Source organism: Streptomyces virginiae (genome assembly GCF_041432505.1).
GTDB classification, from domain to species: Bacteria; Actinomycetota; Actinomycetes; order Streptomycetales; family Streptomycetaceae; genus Streptomyces; species Streptomyces virginiae_A.
On record NZ_CP107871.1, the window covers coordinates 6584889 to 6606093 of the forward strand.

Below are 21205 nucleotides of genomic sequence, written 5' to 3' on the forward strand. Positions count from 1 at the left end.
TAATACGCGCGAATTCATGCATGAAGGAGACTGTCGTGTCGGCGAACAGCTTCGACGCCCGCAGCACGCTGCAGGTGGGCGACGAGTCGTACGAGATCTTCAAGCTGGACAAGGTCGAGGGCTCCGCCCGCCTTCCCTACAGCCTGAAGGTCCTGCTGGAGAACCTGCTTCGCACCGAGGACGGCGCGAACATCACCGCCGACCACATCCGGTCGCTCGGTAACTGGGACTCGCAGGCCCAGCCCAGCGAGGAGATCCAGTTCACGCCGGCCCGCGTGATCATGCAGGACTTCACCGGCGTCCCCTGCGTCGTGGACCTCGCCACCATGCGTGAGGCCGTCAAGGCCCTCGGCGGCGATCCGGCGAAGATCAACCCGCTCTCGCCGGCCGAGATGGTCATCGACCACTCGGTCATCGCCGACAAGTTCGGCACGAAGGACGCCTTCGCGCAGAACGTCGAGCTGGAGTACGGCCGCAACAAGGAGCGCTACCAGTTCCTGCGCTGGGGCCAGACCGCCTTCGACGACTTCAAGGTCGTCCCCCCGGGCACCGGCATCGTCCACCAGGTCAACATCGAGCACCTGGCCCGCACGGTCATGGTTCGGGGTGGCCAGGCGTACCCCGACACCCTCGTCGGCACCGACTCGCACACCACCATGGTCAACGGCCTGGGCGTGCTGGGCTGGGGCGTCGGCGGCATCGAGGCCGAGGCCGCGATGCTCGGCCAGCCGGTCTCCATGCTGATCCCGCGCGTCGTGGGCTTCAAGCTGACCGGCGAGCTGCCCACCGGCACCACCGCCACCGACCTGGTGCTGACCATCACCGAGATGCTGCGCAAGCACGGCGTCGTCGGCAAGTTCGTCGAGTTCTACGGTGAGGGCGTCGCCGCCACCTCCCTCGCGAACCGCGCCACCATCGGCAACATGTCGCCGGAGTTCGGCTCCACCGCCGCGATCTTCCCGATCGACGACGAGACCCTGAAGTACCTGCGCCTGACCGGCCGCGACGCCCAGCAGGTCGCGCTCGTCGAGGCGTACGCCAAGGAGCAGGGTCTGTGGCTGGACCCGGCCGCCGAGCCGGACTTCTCCGAGAAGCTGGAGCTCGACCTCTCCACGGTCGTCCCCTCCATCGCCGGCCCGAAGCGCCCGCAGGACCGCATCGTCCTGGCCAACGCCTCCCAGCAGTTCGCGCAGGACGTGCGCAACTACGTCGAGGACGACGACGAGGCGGGCAAGGAGTCCTTCCCGGCCTCCGACGCCCCGGCCGCCACCAACGGCGTGCCGAGCCGCCCGACCCAGGTCACCCTGGCCGACGGCACCTCCTTCGAGATCGACCACGGCGCCGTCACCGTCGCCGCGATCACCTCCTGCACCAACACCTCGAACCCCTACGTCATGGTCGCCGCGGCGCTCGTGGCCAAGAAGGCGGTCGAGAAGGGCCTGACCCGCAAGCCGTGGGTCAAGACCACCCTGGCCCCGGGTTCGAAGGTCGTCACCGACTACTTCGACAAGGCCGGCCTGACCCCGTACCTCGACAAGATGGGCTTCAACCTCGTCGGGTACGGCTGCACCACCTGCATCGGCAACTCCGGTCCGCTGGACGAGGAGATCTCGAAGGCGATCAACGAGCACGACCTCGCGGTCACCTCGGTGCTCTCGGGCAACCGCAACTTCGAGGGTCGTATCAACCCCGACGTCAAGATGAACTACCTGGCCTCCCCGCCGCTGGTCGTCGCGTACGCCATCGCGGGCTCCATGAAGGTGGACATCACCAAGGACGCCATCGGCACCGACACCGAGGGCAAGCCGGTCTTCCTCGCGGACATCTGGCCCTCCGAGGCCGAGGTCAACGACGTCGTGGCGAACGCCATCGGCGAGGACATGTTCAGCAAGTCCTACCAGGACGTCTTCGCGGGCGACGCCCAGTGGCAGGCGCTGTCGATCCCGACGGGCAACACCTTCGAGTGGGACCCGCAGTCGACCTACGTCCGCAAGCCCCCTTACTTCGAGGGCATGACGATGGAGACCACCCCGGTCTCCGACATCGCCGGCGCGCGCGTGCTGGCGAAGCTGGGCGACTCGGTCACCACCGACCACATCTCCCCGGCCGGTGCGATCAAGGCCGACACCCCGGCCGGCAAGTACCTCACCGAGCACGGTGTCGAGCGTCGCGACTTCAACTCGTACGGTTCCCGCCGTGGCAACCACGAGGTCATGATCCGCGGCACCTTCGCCAACATCCGCCTGCGCAACCAGATCGCGCCGGGCACCGAGGGCGGCTTCACCCGCGACTTCACCGTCGACGGCGCGCCGGTCTCCTTCATCTACGACGCCTCGCAGAACTACCAGGCCGCCGGCATCCCGCTGGTCATCCTGGCGGGCAAGGAGTACGGCTCCGGCTCGTCCCGTGACTGGGCCGCCAAGGGCACCGCGCTGCTCGGCGTCAAGGCCGTCATCGCCGAGTCCTACGAGCGCATCCACCGCTCGAACCTGATCGGCATGGGTGTCCTCCCGCTGCAGTTCCCGGAGGGTGCCACCGCGGCCTCCCTGGGTCTGACCGGCGAGGAGACCTTCTCCTTCACCGGTGTGGAGGAGCTGAACAACGGCACCACCCCGCGCACGGTCAAGGTGACCACCGACACCGGTGTGGAGTTCGACGCGGTCGTCCGCATCGACACGCCGGGTGAGGCGGACTACTACCGCAACGGCGGCATCATGCAGTTCGTGCTCCGGAACCTCATCCGCGGCTGAACCACCGCATAGGCGCCGAAGGGCCGTATCCCCGTCGAGGGGGTACGGCCCTTCCGTTCGTCCGGCGGCGTGTCCATGTGACGGACAGGTCTCAACTCGGAAAAACTGGTGGCCATAAATGTGCATGATCTTGCTCACACGAGCGCAAGTGGACTATACCTGTGCCCGTCCGGATCACCGCGAGACGAGCGGCTCCGGGCCGGGGGGTGGGCGGGGACCTGTGGTGATGTCCGCATGCACGGTCACCACCGTGAATCTCCGGCCTCCTTCACACTTCTGACGAAGGCGAGGACATGAGCATGGGATCCACTGGTGAGGGCCTCGGACGCCGCGACCTGATCAAGCGCTCCGCAGCACTCGGACTGATCACGGTGCCGACGATGAGCTTCCTGTCCGCCTGCGCCTCCGGCGGCGAGGAGAACTCCACGAAGGGCCCGGCCAAGGCGCCGGTGACCAAGGAGAACCCCTTCGGCGTCGCGAAGGGCGGCAAGCTGGACGTCGTCGTCTTCAAGGGCGGGTTCGGCGACGACTACGCGAAGGCCTGGGAGGCCGCCTTCGACAAGAAGTGGGGCACCACCAGCTCCCACCTGGGCACCCAGGAGATCACCGCCAAGCTCCAGCCCCGCTTCAACGCCGGGAACCCGCCGGACGTCGTCGACGACTCCGGCGCCCAGCAGATCAAACTGGACGTGCTCGCCAAGGGCGACCAGCTCGCCGACCTCACCGCCGTCCTCGACTCGCCCTCGCTCGACGACCCGACCAAGAAGGTGCGCGACACCCTGGTCGAAGGCGCCTACGAACAGGGCCTGCAGGGCGGCAAGTTCGTCGTGCTGAAGTACGTCTACGCCGTGTTCGGCTTCTGGTACTCCGGCAAGCTCTTCAAGGAGAAGGGCTGGGCGCCGCCGAAGACCTGGGACGAGTTCCTCGCCGTCTGCGCCAAGGCCAAGGAAGCCGGCATCGGCGGCCTCGCCCACCAGGGCAAGTTCCCGTACTACATCAACGTCGTCATCATGGACCTGATCGCCAAGAAGGGCGGTCTGGACGCCATGAAGGCGATCGACAACCTGGAGCCGAACGCCTTCGAGGGCAACCCGGCCGCCCTCGCCGCGGTCGAGGCGGTCTACGAGGTGGTGGAGAAGGGCCTCCTGATGCCCGGCACCAACGGCCTCACCCACACGGAGTCACAGACCGCCTGGAACCAGTACAAGGCCGCCTTCATCCCCTCCGGCTCCTGGCTGGAGAACGAGCAGCTGAAGCAGACCCCGGAGGACTTCGACATGAAGTTCCTGCCGATGCCGCTGCTCGCCGACAGCAAACTGCCCTTCGAGGCCATCCGGGCCGGCGTCGACGAGCCCTTCATCGTCCCGGAGAAGGCCGCCAACAAGGCCGCGGGCTTCGAGTTCCTCCGCTCGATGCTGTCCCGCGAATGGTCGACGATCTTCGCCCAGCAGGCGAACTCGCTCACGGTCGTCAAGGACGGGGTGGACCCCAGCGTCAAGCTGCGGCCGGGCACCCAGTCGGCGGTCGAGGCACTCAAGGCCGCGGGCAGCAACACCTTCAGCTACCGCTACCCCGACTGGTACAGCGAAATGGACACCGAGATCCAGAACGCGTCCAATGAGCTCATGGCGCAGCGGATTCAGCCGAAGGAGTGGATCAAGCGGGCCCAGGCCGCGGTGGACAAGGCGGCAAAGGACCCGAACGCCAAGAACAACAAGCGCGCCTGACCCCGCAGGGACGGACACCATGAGCCAAGTAGCCCAGAGGAAGGGGCGGGCCGGTTTCATCACCGGCTTCCTCTTCGCACCCCTCGCGCTGTACCTGACCTTCGTCATCTGGCCCTACGTGCAGACGTTCGGGTACTCCTTCACCAACTGGAGCGGCCAGTCCCCGACGTTCGACTTCGTCGGCATGGACAACTACGCGACGTTGCTGTCGGACGAGGTCTTCCGCGGCGCCCTCTGGCACAACCTGCTGCTCCTGGTGTTCGTCCCGCTCGTCACCATCCTGCTCGCCCTCTTCTTCGCCTTCATGGTGAACGCGGGCGGGCGCGGCGGGGCCGGCGGAGTGCAGGGAGTCGGCGGATCGCGCTTCTACAAGGTCGTCTACTTCTTCCCCCAGGTCCTCTCCCTCGCCATCCTCTCCGTGCTCTTCGGCGCGATCTACCGCAGCGACGAGGGCGGCCTGCTCAACGGCTTCCTGACCAAGATCGGCGTGATCGACGCCGCCCACCCGGTCGAATGGCTCAACGAGCCGAACCTCGTCCTGTGGTGCCTGCTCCTCGTCGTCGTCTGGCACGGCGTCGGCTTCTACCTGGTGCTGTTCTCCGCCGCCATGCAGTCCGTCCCCAAGGACATCTACGAGGCCGCGCTGCTCGACGGTGCCGGGCGCGCCCAGACCTTCTTCAAGGTCACGCTGCCCCTGCTGTGGGACTCGGTGCAGACCTCGGCGGTCTACCTGGGCATCGCCGCCATGGACATGTTCGTGCTGGTGTCGACCATGACCTCGGGCCAGTTCGGTGGCGGACCCGACCACCACAGCGAGGTCATGTCGACGGTGCTGATGCGCAACTTCCTCTACTTCGGAAAGAGTGGATACGCCTGCGCCATGGGCGTGGTCATGCTCGCCCTGACCATGATCCTCTCCGTCATCACGCTGCGCGCCACCCGCCGCGAGCGCATCGAGTTCTGAGCGGAGTTTCCACGATGACTGCACAGTCCACAGTGATCAAGGCTCCCGGCGAGAAGGCCGGGGAGCCGGCCGGCGGCGCCGGACGGCCGGGGAAGCGGGAAGGGCGCCGCTCCGAGGGCATGGCCCTCAACGTCTTCTCGCACGGCTTCCTGGTCGTCTGGGCGATCATGATCGTGCTGCCCCTGCTCTGGCTGGCGCTCGGCGCCTTCAAGACCGACGCGCAGATCGGCGGCTCGGCCCTCAGCTGGCCCTCCAACTGGCACTTCGACGCCTTCGGGCGGGCCTGGACGAAGGGCATCGGAGGCTATTTCGCCAACACCCTCATCGTGCTGGTGTTCTCGGTCCCGCTGACCATGCTGTTCGGCTCCATGGCCGCGTACGTGCTGGCCCGCTACCCCTTCACGGGGAACCGGCTCATCTACTACTTCTTCGTCAGCGGGGCGATGTTCCCCGTCTTCCTGGCGCTCGTACCGCTCTTCTTCATGGTCAAGCGCTTCGACATGCTGAACACCTACCAGGGCCTGATCCTGGTGTACGTCGCCTACTCGATGCCCTTCACCGTCTTCTTCATGCACTCCTTCTTCCGGACGCTGCCGACGGCGATCCATGAAGCGGCGGTCATCGACGGGGCCTCCGACACCCGGATCTTCTTCCAGGTGATGCTGCCGATGGCCAAGCCCGGCCTGATCAGCGTCGGGATCTTCAACATCCTGGGCCAGTGGAACCAGTACATCCTGCCCGCCGTGCTGATGCAGCCGCAGACCAGTGCCGACCCCGAGCGGTACATGCTCACCCAGGGGCTCATCCAGCTCCAGTACCAGATGGGCTACGAGACGGACCTGCCGGTGCTCTTCGCGGGCGCCACCATCGCCATGGTGCCGATGCTGGTGGTCTACCTCTCCTTCCAGCGCCAGATCCAGTCGGGTCTCACCTCCGCGACACTGAAGTAGCGGTCCGGCGGCCGACGCCCGGCGTCAGGAGCCGCCGGACGCCTTCCGCAGCTTGTACTTCTCCCCGGAACCCGGATCGCCGATGTGCTGGTGGATCCGGGGCTCCCGGGCGGTGCCGTCGACGCCCCACGCGGGCCAACCGCACCCGGGGATGTCCACGCGGACCTTCTGCGCCCAGACGTCCCGGCCGCCCTCGTAGACCCAGGTCCCGGAGCCCGAGCAGCTCGGCGACGGGTTGTCGGGGTAGTCGTGGGAGCTGCGCCCCCCGACGCCGGAGGCGGTGACCCGGCCGTCCGCGGTGAAGACCAGGGTGTTGCCCGTGTGGTCGACCCAGGTGCCGGTCATGGCCTCGGGCCCGATCCTCGGCGGCTCGTACGCCGGCAGCAGGCCGACGGCGAGCCCGAGCCCGCCGAACAGGCCCGTCCCCGCCACCACCGCCGTGCCCCACAGCGCCACCCGCCCCAGCAGCCGATCGCCCCGGGGCAGGGCGATCAGCGCGCCCAGCGAGAGCGAGGCCGTGGCCGAGACCCAGAAGAGCAGCGTGGCCCGCGTCTGCGTGTCGTTGTACGCCGCGTAGCCGAAGACGGGCGGCGTCAGCAGGGCCGCCACGATCAGCGGCGCCGACCACCAGGCCGCGTGTCTGCCGAGCCATCGGCCGAGGAGGTCGGCCAGCGCGACCGCCGGGAGGACGAAGACCAGCGACAGCAGGAACGAGATGAAGCCGATGAGGGGCACGGTGCCGACCAGGTCCGCCCCGATCTCGACCCGGTCCGGGCCCCTGTCCGGCGGCGGCTGCGTCTGTACGTACAGCACGACCACCACGACCGTGAGCGCGACCTCCAGGAGTCCCACCAGCGTCGAGACCAGCAGCACGACTGCGTACGACCGTTTCTGATGCACGATCAATCCCCCTCGTGGCACGGCGGACCCACGGTCCGCCCGGCCGGCGACGTCCTGGAGCCATAGTGCCAGCCGGGCTGAACGCGTTCAATTCATTCTTCGCGCCACACTCACCCCGGCACGACGGACCAACTGACCGCCGACACCGAGGGGTCGAGCGAGAGATTGCTGACCGCCTCCTCCAGCGTCCGGCCCGCCTCGCCCTCGGCGGTCAGCAGCGCGGACACCGTCACCCGACCGGGCGTCGGGCCGTCCTGGCTGCGGATCGAGCGCAGCTGGTGGCCCGGCCGGCCCAGCGCGTCCACCAGGCGGTGGCGGATGTGAGCCTCCTCCGCCTCCAGGCACACCGCCTCGAAGTGGTAGTCGGTGGTCACCTCGCCCCCGCCGTGCGGCTCACGGTCCAGCCGGCGGCCCAGCGGGCGCAGCAGGAGGTTCGCTCCCACCACGCCCGCCGTGCCGCACACGGCCAGCACGAACAGGCCGACGCCCGCCAGGCAGCCCACGGCCGCCGAACACCACAGGGTGGCCGCCGTGTTCAGCCCGCGCACGCTCAGACCGTCCCGCATGATCACGCCGGCGCCGAGGAAGCCGATCCCGGAGACGATCTGGGCGGCGACCCGGGAGCCGTCGTAGTTCACCTCGGAGACCGCGCTGAGGAACCCGTACTGCGAGAGCAGCACGAACAGCGCGGCCCCGCCTGCGACCAGGGCATTCGTACGCAGCCCTGCGAGGCGGGCCCGCCACTGCCGTTCCAGGCCGATGACCGCTCCGAGTCCGAGCGCGGCGGCCAGGTGCGCGGCCATCTGCCATTCGGTGAGCAGCATCGGACTCTCCCTTCTCCTACAGCCAGCTGCCGTAGCGGCGGATGTACCAGGTCTTCACGAGCTGGGTGAGCGTGCAGTACGCGAGCAGCACGCCGATCAGCCACGGGAAGTAGCTCGCCGGCAGGGCCACGAAGCCCAGCGAGGACGCCAGTGGCGAGAAGGGCAGCCAGAGCCCGGTCAGCACAGCGAGGACGGTCATGACCATCACCGGCCAGGAGGCGCGCGACTGGATGAAGGGGATCTTCCGGGTGCGGATCATGTGGACGATCAGGGTCTGCGAGAGCAGGCCCTCGACGAACCAGCCGGATTGGAAGAGGGACTGGCTCGCCTCGCTGTTCGCCGCGAACACGTGCCACATGATCAGGAACATCGCGATGTCGAAGATCGAGCTGATCGGGCCGATGGTGACCATGAAGCGGCCGATGCCCTTGGCGTCCCAGTTGCGGGGCCTGCGCAGGTACTCCTCGTCCATCCGGTCCCACGGGGTGGCCAGCTGGGCGATGTCGTAGACCAGGTTCTGGACCAGCAGCATGATCGCGAGCATCGGCTGGAAGGGGATGAAGGCGCTCGCGACCAGGACCGAGAAGACGTTGCCGAAGTTCGACGACGCCGTCATCTTGATGTACTTGATCGTGTTGCCGAAGGTGGTGCGGCCCTGGAGGACGCCCTGCTCCAGGACGGTGAGGTCCTTCTCCAGCAGGATGATGTCGGCCGACTCCTTGGCGACGTCCACGGCGGTGTCCACGGAGATGCCGACGTCGGCGTCGCGCAGCGCGGCCGCGTCGTTGATGCCGTCGCCGAGGAACCCGACGGTGTGGCCGTCGGCCTGCAGGGCCCGGACGATCCGGGCCTTCTGGACCGGGTTGACCTTGGCGAAGACCGTCGTACGGGCGGCCAGCGCGCGCAGTTCGGTGTCGTCCAGGTCGTCGGTCTCGGGGCCGAGCACCACCTGGCCGACGTCGATGCCGACATCGGTGCAGACCCGGGCGGCGACGAGGTCGTTGTCGCCGGTGACCACCTTCACCGCGATGCCCTTGTCGGCCAGGCCCTGGAGGGCTCGGGCGGCGTCGGCCTTCGGCGGGTCGAGGAAGGCGAGGAAGCCGACCAGCGTCAGCCCGTCCTCGTCGGCGACCGTGTAGGTCTCGCGCGGGCTGTCGATCGTGCGGGTGGCGACGGCCAGGACGCGCAGGCCCTGCCGGTTGTTGTCCTCGGCGATCCGGGTGACGTGCCACCGCAGCTGCTCGGTCAGCTCGACCGTCTCCCCGCGGTCCGTCATGTGCGTGCAGAGGTCCAGGACCTCTTCGACGGCACCCTTGGTGATCATGATGTGCTCGCGCCGTCCGAAGTCGCCGACCAGGGAGTTGCGGCAGAGGACCACGGACATCCGGCGCCGGGCGAAGTCGAAGGGGATCTCGTCGACCATCGAGAACCGTGCGTCGACGACAACCTCCTCGGCCTCGCCGACGCGGTCGATGACCGCTTGGTCCATCAGGTTCTTCAGGCCGGTCTGGAAGCGCGCGTTGAGGTAGCCGTACTCCAGCACCTCGCCGTCCTCGTCGCCGTGCACGTCCAGGTAGCGGTCCAAGGCGATCCGGTCCTCGGTGAGGGTGCCGGTCTTGTCCGTGCAGAGCACGTCCATCGCGCCCAGGTTCTGGATCGCGTTCAGTCGCTTGACGACCACCTTCCGCCGCGACATGGCGACCGCGCCGCGCGCCAGGTTGGCGGAGACGACCATCGGCAGCATCTCGGGGGTCAGTCCGACGGCGACGGCGATGCCGAAGAGGAGGGCCTCGTCCCAGTCGCCCTTGGTGAAGCCGTTGATCATGAAGACGACCGGGACCATCACCAGCATGAAGCGGATCAGCAGGAAGCTGACCTTGCGCACGCCGGTGTCGAAGTTGGTCTGCGGGCGCTCGCCGACGAGCGAGCCGGCCATCGAACCGAAGTAGGTGTCGGCGCCGGTGGCGACGACCACCCCGGTGGCGGTGCCGGAGGTGACCGAGGTGCCCATCAGGGCCAGGTTGTCGGCCTCCACCGGGTCCGTGGTCCCCTGCCCGCCGAGGTCCGGAGTGCGGGTGTCGGCCTTGGCCACCGGCAGGGACTCGCCGGACAGCGCGGCCTGGCCGACATTGAGGTCCTTGGCGGTGACGATCCGCAGGTCGGCCGGGATCAGGTCGCCGGCCGCCAGCTTGACGACGTCGCCCGGGACCACTTGGTCCATGGGCACCTCGAACGTGGTGGGCGCGGAGCCGCTGCCGGCCCGGCGCTGCACCGCGCACGTGGTGGTGACGAGCTTCTTCAGCGCGTCGGCGGCGCGGCCCGAGCGGAACTCCTGCCAGAAGCGCAGCAGTCCGCTGATCCCCACCATCACGGAGAGGATGACGACGCCCGGGTCACCGGGGTCCTGCCAGTACATGACCGCCGCGAGGAGGACCAGTACGGCGATGAAGGGGTTCCCGTAGGCCTTGGCCAACTGGAGGTACCAGCGGGGGGCGCGCTCGTGGGCGACGGTGTTGGAGCCGTGCCGCTCCAGGCGCAGCGCGGCCTCGGCGTGGGTGAGGCCGGCCGGGGAGGTGTCCACCTCCTGAAGGACCTCGACGCCCGAGCGGGCGCTGATCCCGGCGAGGCGCTCGCCGACGAGACGGGTACGGGCCTGGAGCTCGGCGGCCTTGCGCTCGCGGCGGGAGCGGCCCGGCGGTGCGAGGGTGGTCGGGGTACGGGGGGTGAGCATGGTCATGACGAATACCTCCCTCCACGATGTCCGGGCAGCACGAAGCCGCGCGGTCACGTGGAGTGATCATGGGTCGGCGCACGGCGGCCCGAGGGGCCCGCGGCACGCCGGTGGGCATGGATGACGCACGCCCGGCGGAGTTGGCAGGGCATGCGGAAGGAAGGGAGTGTGGAAGGAGTGAACGCGAAGGAACGCGAAGGAACGCGACGCGATGCGAACGGAACGCGCACAGGGCAGGCGGTCCACCGCTGCCGTGCGTACCCGGAGAGAGGTCAGCCGGTCACAAGGTCAGCCGACGAGAGCAACGAGAGCGCTGCGAGGACTTCGATCGGGACTCATCCCGAACACCTCCTTGCGTAGCGCGGTCATTGCACGACGCCAGGTCCGGCCGAAAGGGCCGCAGAGGACCGGCGTCCCAGCGACCGTAGCACGATCCAACGGCCGCTTCTCTCCCCCTTTGGTCCGGTACCGGCCCTTTCATGCCGTGTCAGCCTCTTGACGTGTGGAGGGGTAAAGGCTCGACTTAAGGTTCACAAGTTGGAGAGATGCCGGGGTCTCGGAGCATGAAGCCGTGACGTGCCCCGGCCGGGGGGCGACGGCTGGCCGTCGCTAATGGGCAGGAGTGGATGAGTCGTGCAGACTCCCGGATCGCAGTCGTCACTGCATCGCGCGAATCTCGAACGGGTCGTGCGGGCGGTGCGGCTCGCGGGATCGCTGACCCAGGCGGAGATCGCCCGCGCCACCGGACTGTCGGCGGCCACGGTCTCCAACATCGTCCGGGAGCTGAAGGACGGCGGGACCGTCGAGGTCACCGACACCTCGGCCGGCGGCCGCCGGGCGCGCAGCGTCTCGCTCAGCGGTGACGCGGGCATCGTCATCGGGGTCGACTTCGGCCACACCCACCTGCGGGTGGCGGTGGGGAACCTGGCCCACCAGGTGCTGGCGGAGGAGTCCGAGCCACTGGACGTCGACGCGTCCTGGGCGGACGGCTTCGACCGGGCGGAAGCCCTGGTCGGACGGCTGATCGCGGACATCGGCGTGGGGCTGGAGAAGGTCATCGGCGTCGGGCTCGGCGTGCCCGGCCCGATCGACGTGGAGTCCGGGACCCTGGGCTCGACCGCGATCCTGCCGGGCTGGGCGGGCATCAATCCCCGCCAGGAGCTCTCGCAGCGCCTCGGGGTGCCCGTGTACGTGGACAACGACGCGAACCTCGGCGCCCTCGGTGAACTCGTTTGGGGGAGTGGGCGGGGAGTGAAGGATCTGGCCTACATCAAGGTGGCCAGCGGCGTCGGCGCGGGCCTGGTGATCAACGGCCAGATCTACCGCGGACCCGGTGGCACGGCGGGCGAGATCGGGCACATCACCCTGGACGAATCGGGCCCGGTCTGCCGCTGCGGCAACCGGGGCTGCCTGGAGACCTTCACGGCGGCCCGGTACGTACTCCCGCTGCTCCAGGGCACGCACGGCCCGGAGTTGACGATGGAGCGCGTGGTCGAACTGGCCCGCGAGGGGGACCCGGGCTGCCGCCGGGTGATCACGGACGTGGGCCGGCACATCGGCAGCGGCGTGGCCAGTCTGTGCAACCTCCTGAACCCCAGCCGCGTGGTGCTGGGCGGCTCGTTGGCGGAGGCCGGTGAACTCGTCCTCGCCCCCATCCGTGAATCGGTGGGGAGGTACGCGATCCCCAGCGCGGCCAGGCAGTTGTCGGTGCTGACGGGCAACCTGGGCGGGCGGGCCGAGGTGCTGGGCGCACTGGCTCTGGTCCTCAGCGAGATGGGCGATTCGACACTTTTGTCAGATCATGGAAGTGGAGTGCGAGCTCCAGCCGTCTTGTCTTCAGGTAGATAACGAATGGCACCGTTGTCATCTCGTTAAGAATTCACTCCTTGACGGCAAAACGCGGCCGGGGTTGACTCACATCCACCTCGGCCGCGCCGCTGCGGCCTCGTCAGGGAGGTTCAAGTAATGAACACGCGTATGCGCAGAGCCGCCGTAGCTGTCGCCGCTGGTGCCATGGCCGTTTCGCTCGCTGCTTGTGGCAGTGCCAAGGAGGCCGGCGACACGACGAAGGAGTCCTCCGGCGCTGCCAAGGGCGATGCGATCAAGGTCGGTCTGCTCCTGCCGGAGAACCAGACCGCGCGCTACGAGAAGTTCGACAAGCCGCTGATCGAGAAGAAGGTCGCCGAGCTCACCGGTGGCAAGGGCGAGGTCGTCTACGCCAACGCCAAGCAGGACGCGACCACGCAGAACTCCCAGGTCGACACGATGATCACCAACAAGGTGGACGTCCTGATCATCGACGCGGTGGACTCCAAGGCCATCGCCGGCTCGGTCAAGAAGGCCAAGGAGGCCGGTATCCCGGTCGTCTCCTACGACCGCCTGGCCGAGGGCCCGATCGACGCGTACACCTCCTTCGACAACGAAGAGGTCGGCAAGGTCCAGGGCAAGGCGCTCCTGGAGGCGCTGGGCGACAAGGCCAAGGACGGCCAGATCGTCATGATGAACGGTTCGGTCACCGACCCGAACGCCAAGCTCTTCAAGTCCGGTGCCCACTCCGAGCTCGACGGCAAGGTGAACGTCGGCAAGGAGTACGACACGGTCGAGTGGAAGCCGGAGAACGCCAACACCAACATGGCGGCCGCGCTCTCCGCGCTCGGCAAGGACAAGGTCATCGGCGTCTACTCCGCCAACGACGGCATGGCCGGCGGCATCATCACCGCCCTCAAGGCCGCCGGTGTCTCCCCCCTGCCGCCGGTCACCGGCCAGGACGCCGAGCTCGCCGGTGTGCAGCGCATCGTCGCGGGTGAGCAGTTCATGAGCGTCTACAAGCCGTACGCCCCCGAGGCCGAGGCCGCCGCGAAGATGGCCGTCGCCCTCGCCAAGGGCGGCAAGGCCGAAGGCACCACCTCCACGGTCGACAGCCCCACCACCAAGGGCGTCCCGTCCGTGCTGATCCCGGTCGTCTCGCTGACCAAGGCCAACATCAAGGACACCGTCGTCAAGGACGGCGTCTACTCGGTCGACGAGATCTGCACCGACAAGTACGCGGCCGCCTGCGCCGCCGCCGGCCTGAAGTAGCGGCCCCCGTCGCCTCCCCGTGAGGCGACCCCACGTGCCTGACCGGCGCCCCTCCCCTCCATCCCCGCCACCGGGCGGGGCGCCGGGCAGAAACGTTCCTCCCCCATTCGTCCCCGCTCCTGCTCTTTTTGCACGACATCCCCGCCGGTCAGGCGGCGAAGGAGATGGTTCATGTGTCCGCTGCGCCCGTGCTGGCGTTGCGAGGGGTCTCGAAGCGGTTCGGCGCCGTTCAGGCCCTCACCGACGTAGAACTCGAGATCCACTCCGGTGAAGTGGTCGCCCTCGTCGGCGACAACGGTGCCGGAAAGTCCACGCTGGTCAAGACGATCGCCGGCGTGCACCCCATCGATGAAGGTGTCATCGAGTGGGAGGGGCGCCCGGTCGCCATCGGCAAGCCGCACGACGCCCAGAACCTGGGCATCGCGACGGTCTACCAGGACCTGGCGCTGTGCGACAACATCGACGTCGTCGGCAACCTCTTCCTCGGCCGGGAGCTCAAGAGCTTCGGCATCCTCGACGAGGTGGAGATGGAGCGGCGCGCCCGCGAGCTCCTGACCACCCTGTCCATCCGGATCCCCAGTGTCCGGATCCCGATCGCCTCGCTCTCCGGCGGTCAGCGCCAGACCGTGGCGATCGCCCGCTCCATGCTGGGCGAGCCCAAGCTCGTCATCCTCGACGAGCCCACCGCCGCCCTCGGTGTCGAGCAGACCGCACAGGTCCTCGACCTGGTGGAGCGGCTGCGCGAGCGCGGCCACGCCGTCATCCTCATCAGCCACAACATGGCCGATGTGAAGGCCGTCGCCGACAAGGTGGCGGTCCTGCGGCTGGGCCGCAACAACGGTGTCTTCAACGTCGCCGACACCTCGCAGGAAGAGATCATCTCCGCCATCACCGGTGCCACGGACAACGCCGTGACCCGCCGGGCGGCCCGCACCTCGGAGGCCGGCAAGTGAGCACCCAGAACCCTGCCACCGGTCCACTGGACAAGGGCCCCGTCGATCAGCAGGAGCACATCGACCCGGTCAACCCCGCGGCCGCGCACGACGCGATCCCGGCCGTGGACCCCCGCCTGCTCGTCCGGGAGGAGGGCCTCGCCGGGTACGTGGGCGAGTTCAAGCGGAAGCTGAAGGCGGGCGACCTGGGTTCCCTCCCGGTCGTCATCGGCCTGATCGTCATCTGGTCGATCTTCCAGGGGTTGAACTCGAACTTCCTCTCCCCGGAGAACCTGACCAACATCGCGATCACGATGACCGGCACCGGCATGATCGCCATCGGCATCATCTTCGTGCTGCTGCTCGGTGAGATCGACCTCTCGGTCGGCTCGGTCAGCGGTGTCTCGGGCGCGATCGTCGCCGTCCTCGCCGTCACCCACGGCGTGAACGAATGGCTGGCCATCCTGGCGGCCATCGTGGGAGGCGCCCTGATCGGCTCCATCCACGGCTTCTTCTTCGCCAAGATCGGCGCCCCGGCCTTCGCCGTCACCCTGTCGGGCCTGCTCTTCTGGCTCGGCGCGATGCTGCAGATCCTCGGCAGCAACGGCACGATCAACATCGACTCCGACGGCGTGGTCGGACAGCTGACCACGTACTTCTTCTCGGACGTGGCCGTCGCCTACGGGCTGGCCGCGCTCGCGGTGGCCGGCTACTTCCTCGCGTCCTTCCTGGACGCGAGGCGTCGCGAGGCGGCCGGGATGCCCTCGCGGCCGCTCGCCGAGGTGCTGCTGCGCACCGGCCTGCTCGCGCTGTGCACCTTCGGCCCCGCCGTGCTGTTCAACCAGTACAAGGGCCTGCCGCTCGCGGTGGTGCTCTTCCTGCTGGCCCTGGTCGTCACGGACTTCCTGCTGCGCCGCACGACCTTCGGGCGAAACGTTTTCGCACTGGGTGGCAGCGTCGAGGCCTCCCGCCGTGCGGGCATCAACGTCACCCGCATCCGGATCACGGTCTTCGCGATCTCCAGCACCTTCGCCGCCGTCGGCGGCCTGTTCTGGGCCTCCAAGATCGCGGCGGCCAACCAGAGCGCCGGCGCCGGCGACCTGCTGATGAACGTGATCGCGGCGGCCGTCATCGGCGGCACCAGCCTCTTCGGTGGCCGGGGCCGGACCTGGAACGCCCTCCTCGGCGTCATGGTCATCGTCTCGATCCAGTACGGTCTGGCCCTGGAAGGCATCGCCACGCCGATCCAGTACATGATCACCGGTGCGGTGCTGCTGGCGACCGTGGTGATCGACTCGGTGACGCGCAAGACCCAGAAGACGGCCGGACGCGCCTGATAGCGCGTCCGACTCCCCGCCGGAGTGACGTCCGGCGGTAAGACCGGTCACAGTGCCCGGCGCCACTTCTCGTGGCGCCGGGCATCCGTGCGTGCACGAACGGCGTACTCATGTACGGGTATACGCCCGTATGTGATGTGTGGCCGTCAGGCCGTACGTACATGTATGACAAAGGTGTGACTCCCTCGGGACGGCCCGATGACCGTGGCCGGGGGCGGAACATTAGACTCGACAGACCAGCAAGCAACTGCAAGGAGGCACGGGTGCTGCTGACCCGCATCAAGGGACCGCGCGATCTGGACCGGCTCAGCCAGGAGGAGCTCGACCAGCTCGCGGCCGAGATCAGGTCCTTCCTCGTCGACGCCGTCTCCAAGACCGGCGGGCACCTCGGCCCCAACCTCGGGGTGGTCGAACTGACGATCGCCCTGCACCGGGTCTTCGACTCGCCCAAGGACAAGGTCCTCTTCGACACCGGCCACCAGGCCTACGTCCACAAGCTGCTCACGGGCCGCCAGGACTTCGCCGGCCTGCGCACCAAGAACGGTCTGTCCGGCTACCCCTCGCGCGCCGAGTCCGACCACGACGTGATCGAGAACTCGCACGCCTCCACCGTGCTCGGCTGGGCCGACGGCCTGGCCAAGGCCAACGAGGTGCTGGGCCGCGAGGACCACCACGTCGCCGCCGTCATCGGTGACGGCGCGCTGACCGGTGGCATGGCCTGGGAGGCGCTGAACAACATCGCCGCCGCCAAGGACCGCCCGCTGGTCATCGTGGTCAACGACAACGAGCGCTCCTACGGCCCCACCATCGGTGGCCTCGCCAACCACCTGGCGACCCTGCGCACCACGGACGGCTACGAGCGCTTCCTGGCCCGCGGCAAGGAGATCCTGGAGCGCACCCCGGTCGTCGGGAAGCCGCTCTTCGAGACCCTGCACGGCGCCAAGAAGGGCCTCAAGGACTTCATCGCCCCGCAGGGCATGTTCGAGGACCTCGGGCTCAAGTACATCGGGCCCATCGACGGCCACGACATCGAGGCCCTGGAGTCCGCCCTGCAGCGCGCCAAGCGCTTCAGCGGCCCGGTCATCGTGCACTGCCTCACCCAGAAGGGCCGCGGCTACACCCCGGCCCTGGAGCACGAGGCGGACCGCTTCCACGCGGTCGGCGTGATCCACCCGGACACCGGCCTGCCGGTGAAGACCGCCGCCGCCAGCTGGACCTCCGTCTTCGCCGACGAGATGGTCAAGCTCGGTCACGAGCGCGAGGACATCGTCGGCATCACCGCCGCGATGCTCCACCCGGTCGGCCTCAACAAGTTCGCCGAGGCCTTCCCGAACCGGATCTACGACGTGGGCATCGCCGAGCAGCACGGCGCCACCTCGGCGGCGGGCCTGGCCACCGGCGGGGTCCACCCGGTCTTCGCGGTGTACGCGACCTTCCTCAACCGCGCCTTCGACCAGGTCCTGATGGACGTGGCCCTGCACAAGTGCGGGGTCACCTTCGTCCTGGACCGCGCCGGTGTCACCGGCGACGACGGCGCCTCCCACAACGGCATGTGGGACATGTCCATCCTGCAGGTCGTCCCCGGCCTGCGGCTCGCCGCGCCCCGCGACGCCGAGCAGCTGCGCGCCCAGCTCCGCGAGGCCGTCGAGGTCAAGGACGCCCCGACCGTCGTGCGCTACTCCAAGGGCGTCGTCGGCCCGGCCGTCCCGGCCGTCGGCAGGATCGGCGGCATGGACGTCCTGCGCGCCCCGGGCGCCGAGGTCACCCGTCCGGACGTACTGCTCGTCTCGGTCGGTGCGCTCGCCCCGATGTGCCTGGAGATCGCCGACCTGCTGGACAAGCAGGGCATCTCCACGACCGTGGTCGACCCCCGCTGGGTCAAGCCCGTGGACGAGGCCCTGGCCCCGCTCGCGGACCGGCACCGGGTGGTCGTCACCGTCGAGGACAACGGCCGTACCGGTGGTGTGGGCGCCGCCGTCTCGCAGGCCCTGCGGGACGCGGGTGTCGACGTACCGCTGCGTGACTTCGGTATCCCGCAGCGCTTCCTCGACCACGCCCTCCGCAAGGAGATCATGGCCGAGATCGGCCTGACCGCGCCGGACATCGCCCGGCAGGTCACGGGCCTGGTCGCCAAGCTGGACGGCCGCTACGACAGCGAGCCGGCCGCCGCCGTCGACTAGTCCGGAACTCGCCACGCGCGCCGTTCGTAGATCGAGGCGCGGTTGCACGTCACGGGCCGGGAGATCACTCTTGAGGAGTGGGCCTCCCGGCCCGTTCGTGCGTCGTCACCTCTCGGAGGCGTCGGTGAGCAAGGATCTGAACAGCCCATTCCGTACCAAGACGGTGGAGCAGTCCATCCGCGACACGGAGGAGCCGGAACACGCGCTCCGGAAGTCGCTTTCCGCCTGGGACCTCACGGTCTTCGGTGTGGGCGTCATCATCGGCACCGGCATCTTCGTCCTCACGGGCATCGCCGCCCGGAACAACGCCGGTCCCGCCACCGCCCTGGCCTTCGTGGCCGCGGGCATCGTCTGCGCCCTCGCGGCGCTCTGCTACGCCGAGTTCGCGTCCACCGTCCCGGTGGCCGGATCGGCGTACACGTTCTCGTACGCCTCGATCGGTGAGCTGCCCGCCTGGATCATCGGCTGGGACCTGGTGCTGGAATTCGCACTCGGCACGGCGGTGGTCGCGGTCGGCTGGTCCGGGTACGTACGCCACCTCATGGACACCAACCTCGGCTGGACCCTGCCGACCTCCCTGGCCGGCCCCGATGCCGGCGGCCACTTCGACCTGCTGGCGTTCCTGCTGGTCCTGGCACTGACATGGATCCTGGTCGTCGGGACGAAGCTCTCGGCCCGCATCACCGCGGTCGTCGTCGCCATCAAGGTGACGGTCGTGCTGCTGGTCATCGTCGCGGGCCTGTTCTTCATCAAGGCCGACAACTACTCGCCGTTCATCCCGCCGGCCCAGCCACAGGCCGAGGGCGTCAGCGGCTGGCACTCGCCCCTGGTCCAGTTGATGTTCGGCTACGAGCCCACGAACTTCGGCGTCATGGGCATCTTCACGGCGGCCTCGCTCATCTTCTTCGCCTTCATCGGCTTCGACGTGGTGGCGACGGCGGCCGAGGAGACCAAGAACCCCCAGCGGGACATGCCGCGCGGCATCCTCGGCTCGCTGCTGGTCTGCACCGTGCTCTACGTCGCCGTGACCCTGGTGGTCACCGGCATGCAGAAGTACTCGGAGATGTCCCCGACCGCGCCACTCGCCGAAGCCTTCAAATCGGTGAACCAGCCGTTCTTCTCGGGCGCCATCAGCCTCGGCGCGGCCGTCGGCCTGATCACCGTGTGCATGATCCTGCTGCTCGGCCAGACCCGCGTGTTCTTCGCGATGAGCCGTGACGGACTGCTGCCGCGGGTCTTCTCCGTGACGCACCCGAAGTACCGCACCCCCTACCGGGCGACCCTGCTGCTCGGCGGGATCATCGCGATCGTCGCGGGCTTCACCAGCCTGGAGACCCTCGCGGAACTGGTGAACATCGGCACCCTGTTCGCCTTCGTGGTGGTCGCGCTCGGCGTGATCGTCCTCCGCAAGACCCGCCCCGACCTGCACCGGTCCTTCCGCACCCCGTGGGTGCCGTTCGTCCCGATCGTGTCGATCGCGGCCTCCTTCTGGCTGATGCTCAACCTGCCGGCCGAGACCTGGCTGCGCTTCGGCATCTGGATGGCCATCGGCGTCATCGTCTACTTCGCCTACGGCTACCGCAACAGCCGGCTGCACAAGGTCGGACAGAACGCGGAGTTCTGAGCGCGGTGGTACCCCGCACATGACGCGGCGGGCCCGTACGGGAGTGATTCCCGTACGGGCCCGCCGCGTCGTACGACCGCCGGGGGCTCAGCCCTTGGCGGGGGAGTTCTTCGCCGAGGCGGGGACCTTCTGGTCGGTGCGCAGGGCCTCCCACAGCTGGGTCGCCTGCGGCTCGGCCACGATCACGCGGTTCGGGTCCACCTTGTCGTAGGCGACCGGGAGCATGATCGTCTCCATGGTGTCCGGGTCGACGCCCTTCATGCTCTGCGCGAAGTCGGACAGCGCGGTGAGCGAGGCGAGGTCGGAGTCGGTGGTCAGCGACTTGGTCCCGGCGTCCGCGAGCTTGTAGAGCCGCGCCGGGTTGCCGAGGGCGTCCTGCTTCTTGATCTCGGACAGCATGGCCATCATGAACTGCTGCTGCAGGCCGATGCGGCCGAGGTCGCTGCCGTCGCCGTAGCCGTAGCGGGTACGGACGAACTTCAGCGAGTCGGTGCCGTTCAGCCGGTGCGAGCCGGCGTCCAGCTTCAGGCCGCCCTTGGCGCCGCTCATCGGCTTGTCCAGGGTGACCGTGACCCCGCCCAGCGCGTCCACCAGACCCTTGAAGCCGGCGAAGTCGACCTCGACGAAGTGGTCCACGCGGACGCCGGACATCTGCTCCACGGTGTTGACCACACAGGCCGGACCGGCGAGCGAGTAGACCGAGTTGAACATGACCCGCTTGGCGGACGGCAGCGTCTTGTTTTTGCCGTCCTTGCACTCGGGCCGGGTGATCAGGGTGTCGCGGGGGATGCTCACCGCGGTCGCCTTGGCCCGGCCCTCGGGTATGTGCACCAGCATCGCGGTGTCCGAGCGGGCACCGCTGACATCGCCGTGGTCGAGATCGGCATTGGCCCCGGCCCGCGAGTCGGAGCCGAGCACCAGGATGTTCTGGGCGTTCGCGACGACCTTCTTGGGCCGGTTGTCGCCGATCGCCTGGTCCAGGTCGACGCTGTCGATGTTGGAGTTCAGGTGGCTGTAGGCCCACCAGCCTGCCCCGGCCGTGCCCAGGATCAGCACGGCGACCAGCAGCAGGGTGATCCGCAGAACGCGGCGGCGGCGCTTGGGCCGCGCGTGCTTTTCCGTCATGGGGGTGAATCTTAGACAGGTATTCGAACGGCTGTGGCCCGCCCCCCGGAAGGGGCGGGCCGAGCCGTGGAACAGCCCTCGGA

General features: G+C 68.5%; 14 protein-coding genes. 10 read left to right on the top strand and 4 right to left on the bottom strand.

Going from position 1 to position 21205, the window contains the following annotated elements; translation table 11 throughout:
* The first annotated feature begins 20 nt into the window (after positions 1-20).
* The 4 genes from acnA (at position 21) to OG624_RS30595 (ending at position 6391) form a co-directional block, all read left to right on the top strand.
* On the top strand, positions 21-2750 hold the full coding sequence (gene acnA, locus OG624_RS30580) for an aconitate hydratase AcnA (RefSeq protein ID WP_167745531.1): 2730 nt from the start codon (positions 21-23) through the stop codon (positions 2748-2750).
* Between the two features lie 299 nt (positions 2751-3049).
* Positions 3050-4477 carry an N-acetylglucosamine/diacetylchitobiose ABC transporter substrate-binding protein gene (gene ngcE / locus OG624_RS30585; protein ID WP_033217902.1) on the top strand — a complete coding sequence of 476 codons (1428 nt, stop codon included), beginning with the start codon at positions 3050-3052 and terminating at the stop codon, positions 4475-4477.
* A gap of 19 nt (positions 4478-4496) precedes the next feature.
* Positions 4497-5441: a carbohydrate ABC transporter permease gene (locus OG624_RS30590; protein ID WP_033217674.1), complete on the top strand. Its 945-nt coding sequence runs from the start codon at positions 4497-4499 to the stop codon at positions 5439-5441.
* Positions 5442-5455: 14 nt separating this feature from the next.
* A complete protein-coding gene (locus OG624_RS30595) occupies positions 5456-6391 on the top strand; it encodes a carbohydrate ABC transporter permease (protein WP_078909134.1) in 936 nt (311 codons plus the stop codon).
* A gap of 24 nt (positions 6392-6415) precedes the next feature.
* Here the strand turns inward: OG624_RS30595 and OG624_RS30600 are convergent, their stop codons facing one another.
* The 3 genes from OG624_RS30600 to mgtA all read right to left on the bottom strand — a co-directional run bounded on the left by OG624_RS30600 (position 6416) and on the right by mgtA (position 10852).
* A complete protein-coding gene (locus tag OG624_RS30600) occupies positions 6416-7291 on the bottom strand; it encodes a hypothetical protein (RefSeq protein ID WP_158711780.1) in 876 nt (291 codons plus the stop codon).
* Between the two features lie 110 nt (positions 7292-7401).
* The gene (locus OG624_RS30605) at positions 7402-8115 is read right to left on the bottom strand and encodes an MgtC/SapB family protein (protein WP_033217678.1); all 714 of its coding nucleotides are present in this window, start codon (positions 8113-8115) and stop codon (positions 7402-7404) included.
* Between the two features lie 16 nt (positions 8116-8131).
* Positions 8132-10852, bottom strand: coding sequence for a magnesium-translocating P-type ATPase (mgtA, locus tag OG624_RS30610; protein ID WP_106971330.1), 2721 nt, complete (start codon positions 10850-10852; stop codon positions 8132-8134).
* Between the two features lie 627 nt (positions 10853-11479).
* Between mgtA and OG624_RS30615 the strand changes: the two genes are divergently transcribed.
* The 6 genes from OG624_RS30615 (at position 11480) to OG624_RS30640 (ending at position 19997) form a co-directional block, all read left to right on the top strand.
* The gene (locus OG624_RS30615; protein WP_033217679.1) at positions 11480-12694 is read left to right on the top strand and encodes an ROK family transcriptional regulator; all 1215 of its coding nucleotides are present in this window, start codon (positions 11480-11482) and stop codon (positions 12692-12694) included.
* Positions 12695-12811: 117 nt separating this feature from the next.
* Entirely contained in the window at positions 12812-13924 is a 1113-nt protein-coding gene (locus OG624_RS30620) for a sugar ABC transporter substrate-binding protein (RefSeq protein WP_033217682.1), read from the top strand.
* Positions 13925-14088: 164 nt separating this feature from the next.
* Entirely contained in the window at positions 14089-14877 is a 789-nt protein-coding gene (locus OG624_RS30625; protein ID WP_030760712.1) for an ATP-binding cassette domain-containing protein, read from the top strand.
* 26 nt (positions 14878-14903) lie between these two features.
* Entirely contained in the window at positions 14904-16193 is a 1290-nt protein-coding gene (locus OG624_RS30630) for a sugar ABC transporter permease (RefSeq protein WP_033217909.1), read from the top strand.
* A 263-nt stretch (positions 16194-16456) separates the two neighbouring features.
* Positions 16457-18373: a 1-deoxy-D-xylulose-5-phosphate synthase gene (gene dxs, locus OG624_RS30635; RefSeq protein ID WP_033217683.1), complete on the top strand. Its 1917-nt coding sequence runs from the start codon at positions 16457-16459 to the stop codon at positions 18371-18373.
* A gap of 124 nt (positions 18374-18497) precedes the next feature.
* On the top strand, positions 18498-19997 hold the full coding sequence (locus tag OG624_RS30640; RefSeq protein ID WP_033217684.1) for an amino acid permease: 1500 nt from the start codon (positions 18498-18500) through the stop codon (positions 19995-19997).
* Between the two features lie 87 nt (positions 19998-20084).
* On the opposite strand, the gene OG624_RS30645 is transcribed toward OG624_RS30640, so the two are convergent.
* Positions 20085-21122: an LCP family protein gene (locus OG624_RS30645; RefSeq protein WP_371640057.1), complete on the bottom strand. Its 1038-nt coding sequence runs from the start codon at positions 21120-21122 to the stop codon at positions 20085-20087.
* Positions 21123-21205: the final 83 nt, after the last annotated feature.

Bases quoted from the DNA above. Each gene is read 5' to 3' on its own strand.
- acnA (WP_167745531.1), top strand. From the start codon at position 21: ATGAAGGAGACTGTCGTGTCGGCGAACAGCTTCGACGCCCGCAGCACG.
- ngcE (WP_033217902.1), top strand. From the start codon at position 3,050: ATGGGATCCACTGGTGAGGGCCTCGGACGCCGCGACCTGATCAAGCGC.
- OG624_RS30590 (WP_033217674.1), top strand. From the start codon at position 4,497: ATGAGCCAAGTAGCCCAGAGGAAGGGGCGGGCCGGTTTCATCACCGGC.
- OG624_RS30595 (WP_078909134.1), top strand. From the start codon at position 5,456: ATGACTGCACAGTCCACAGTGATCAAGGCTCCCGGCGAGAAGGCCGGG.
- OG624_RS30605 (WP_033217678.1), bottom strand. From the start codon at position 8,115: ATGCTGCTCACCGAATGGCAGATGGCCGCGCACCTGGCCGCCGCGCTC.
- mgtA (WP_106971330.1), bottom strand. From the start codon at position 10,852: ATGACCATGCTCACCCCCCGTACCCCGACCACCCTCGCACCGCCGGGC.
- OG624_RS30620 (WP_033217682.1), top strand. From the start codon at position 12,812: ATGAACACGCGTATGCGCAGAGCCGCCGTAGCTGTCGCCGCTGGTGCC.
- OG624_RS30625 (WP_030760712.1), top strand. From the start codon at position 14,089: ATGGTTCATGTGTCCGCTGCGCCCGTGCTGGCGTTGCGAGGGGTCTCG.
- OG624_RS30645 (WP_371640057.1), bottom strand. From the start codon at position 21,122: ATGACGGAAAAGCACGCGCGGCCCAAGCGCCGCCGCCGCGTTCTGCGG.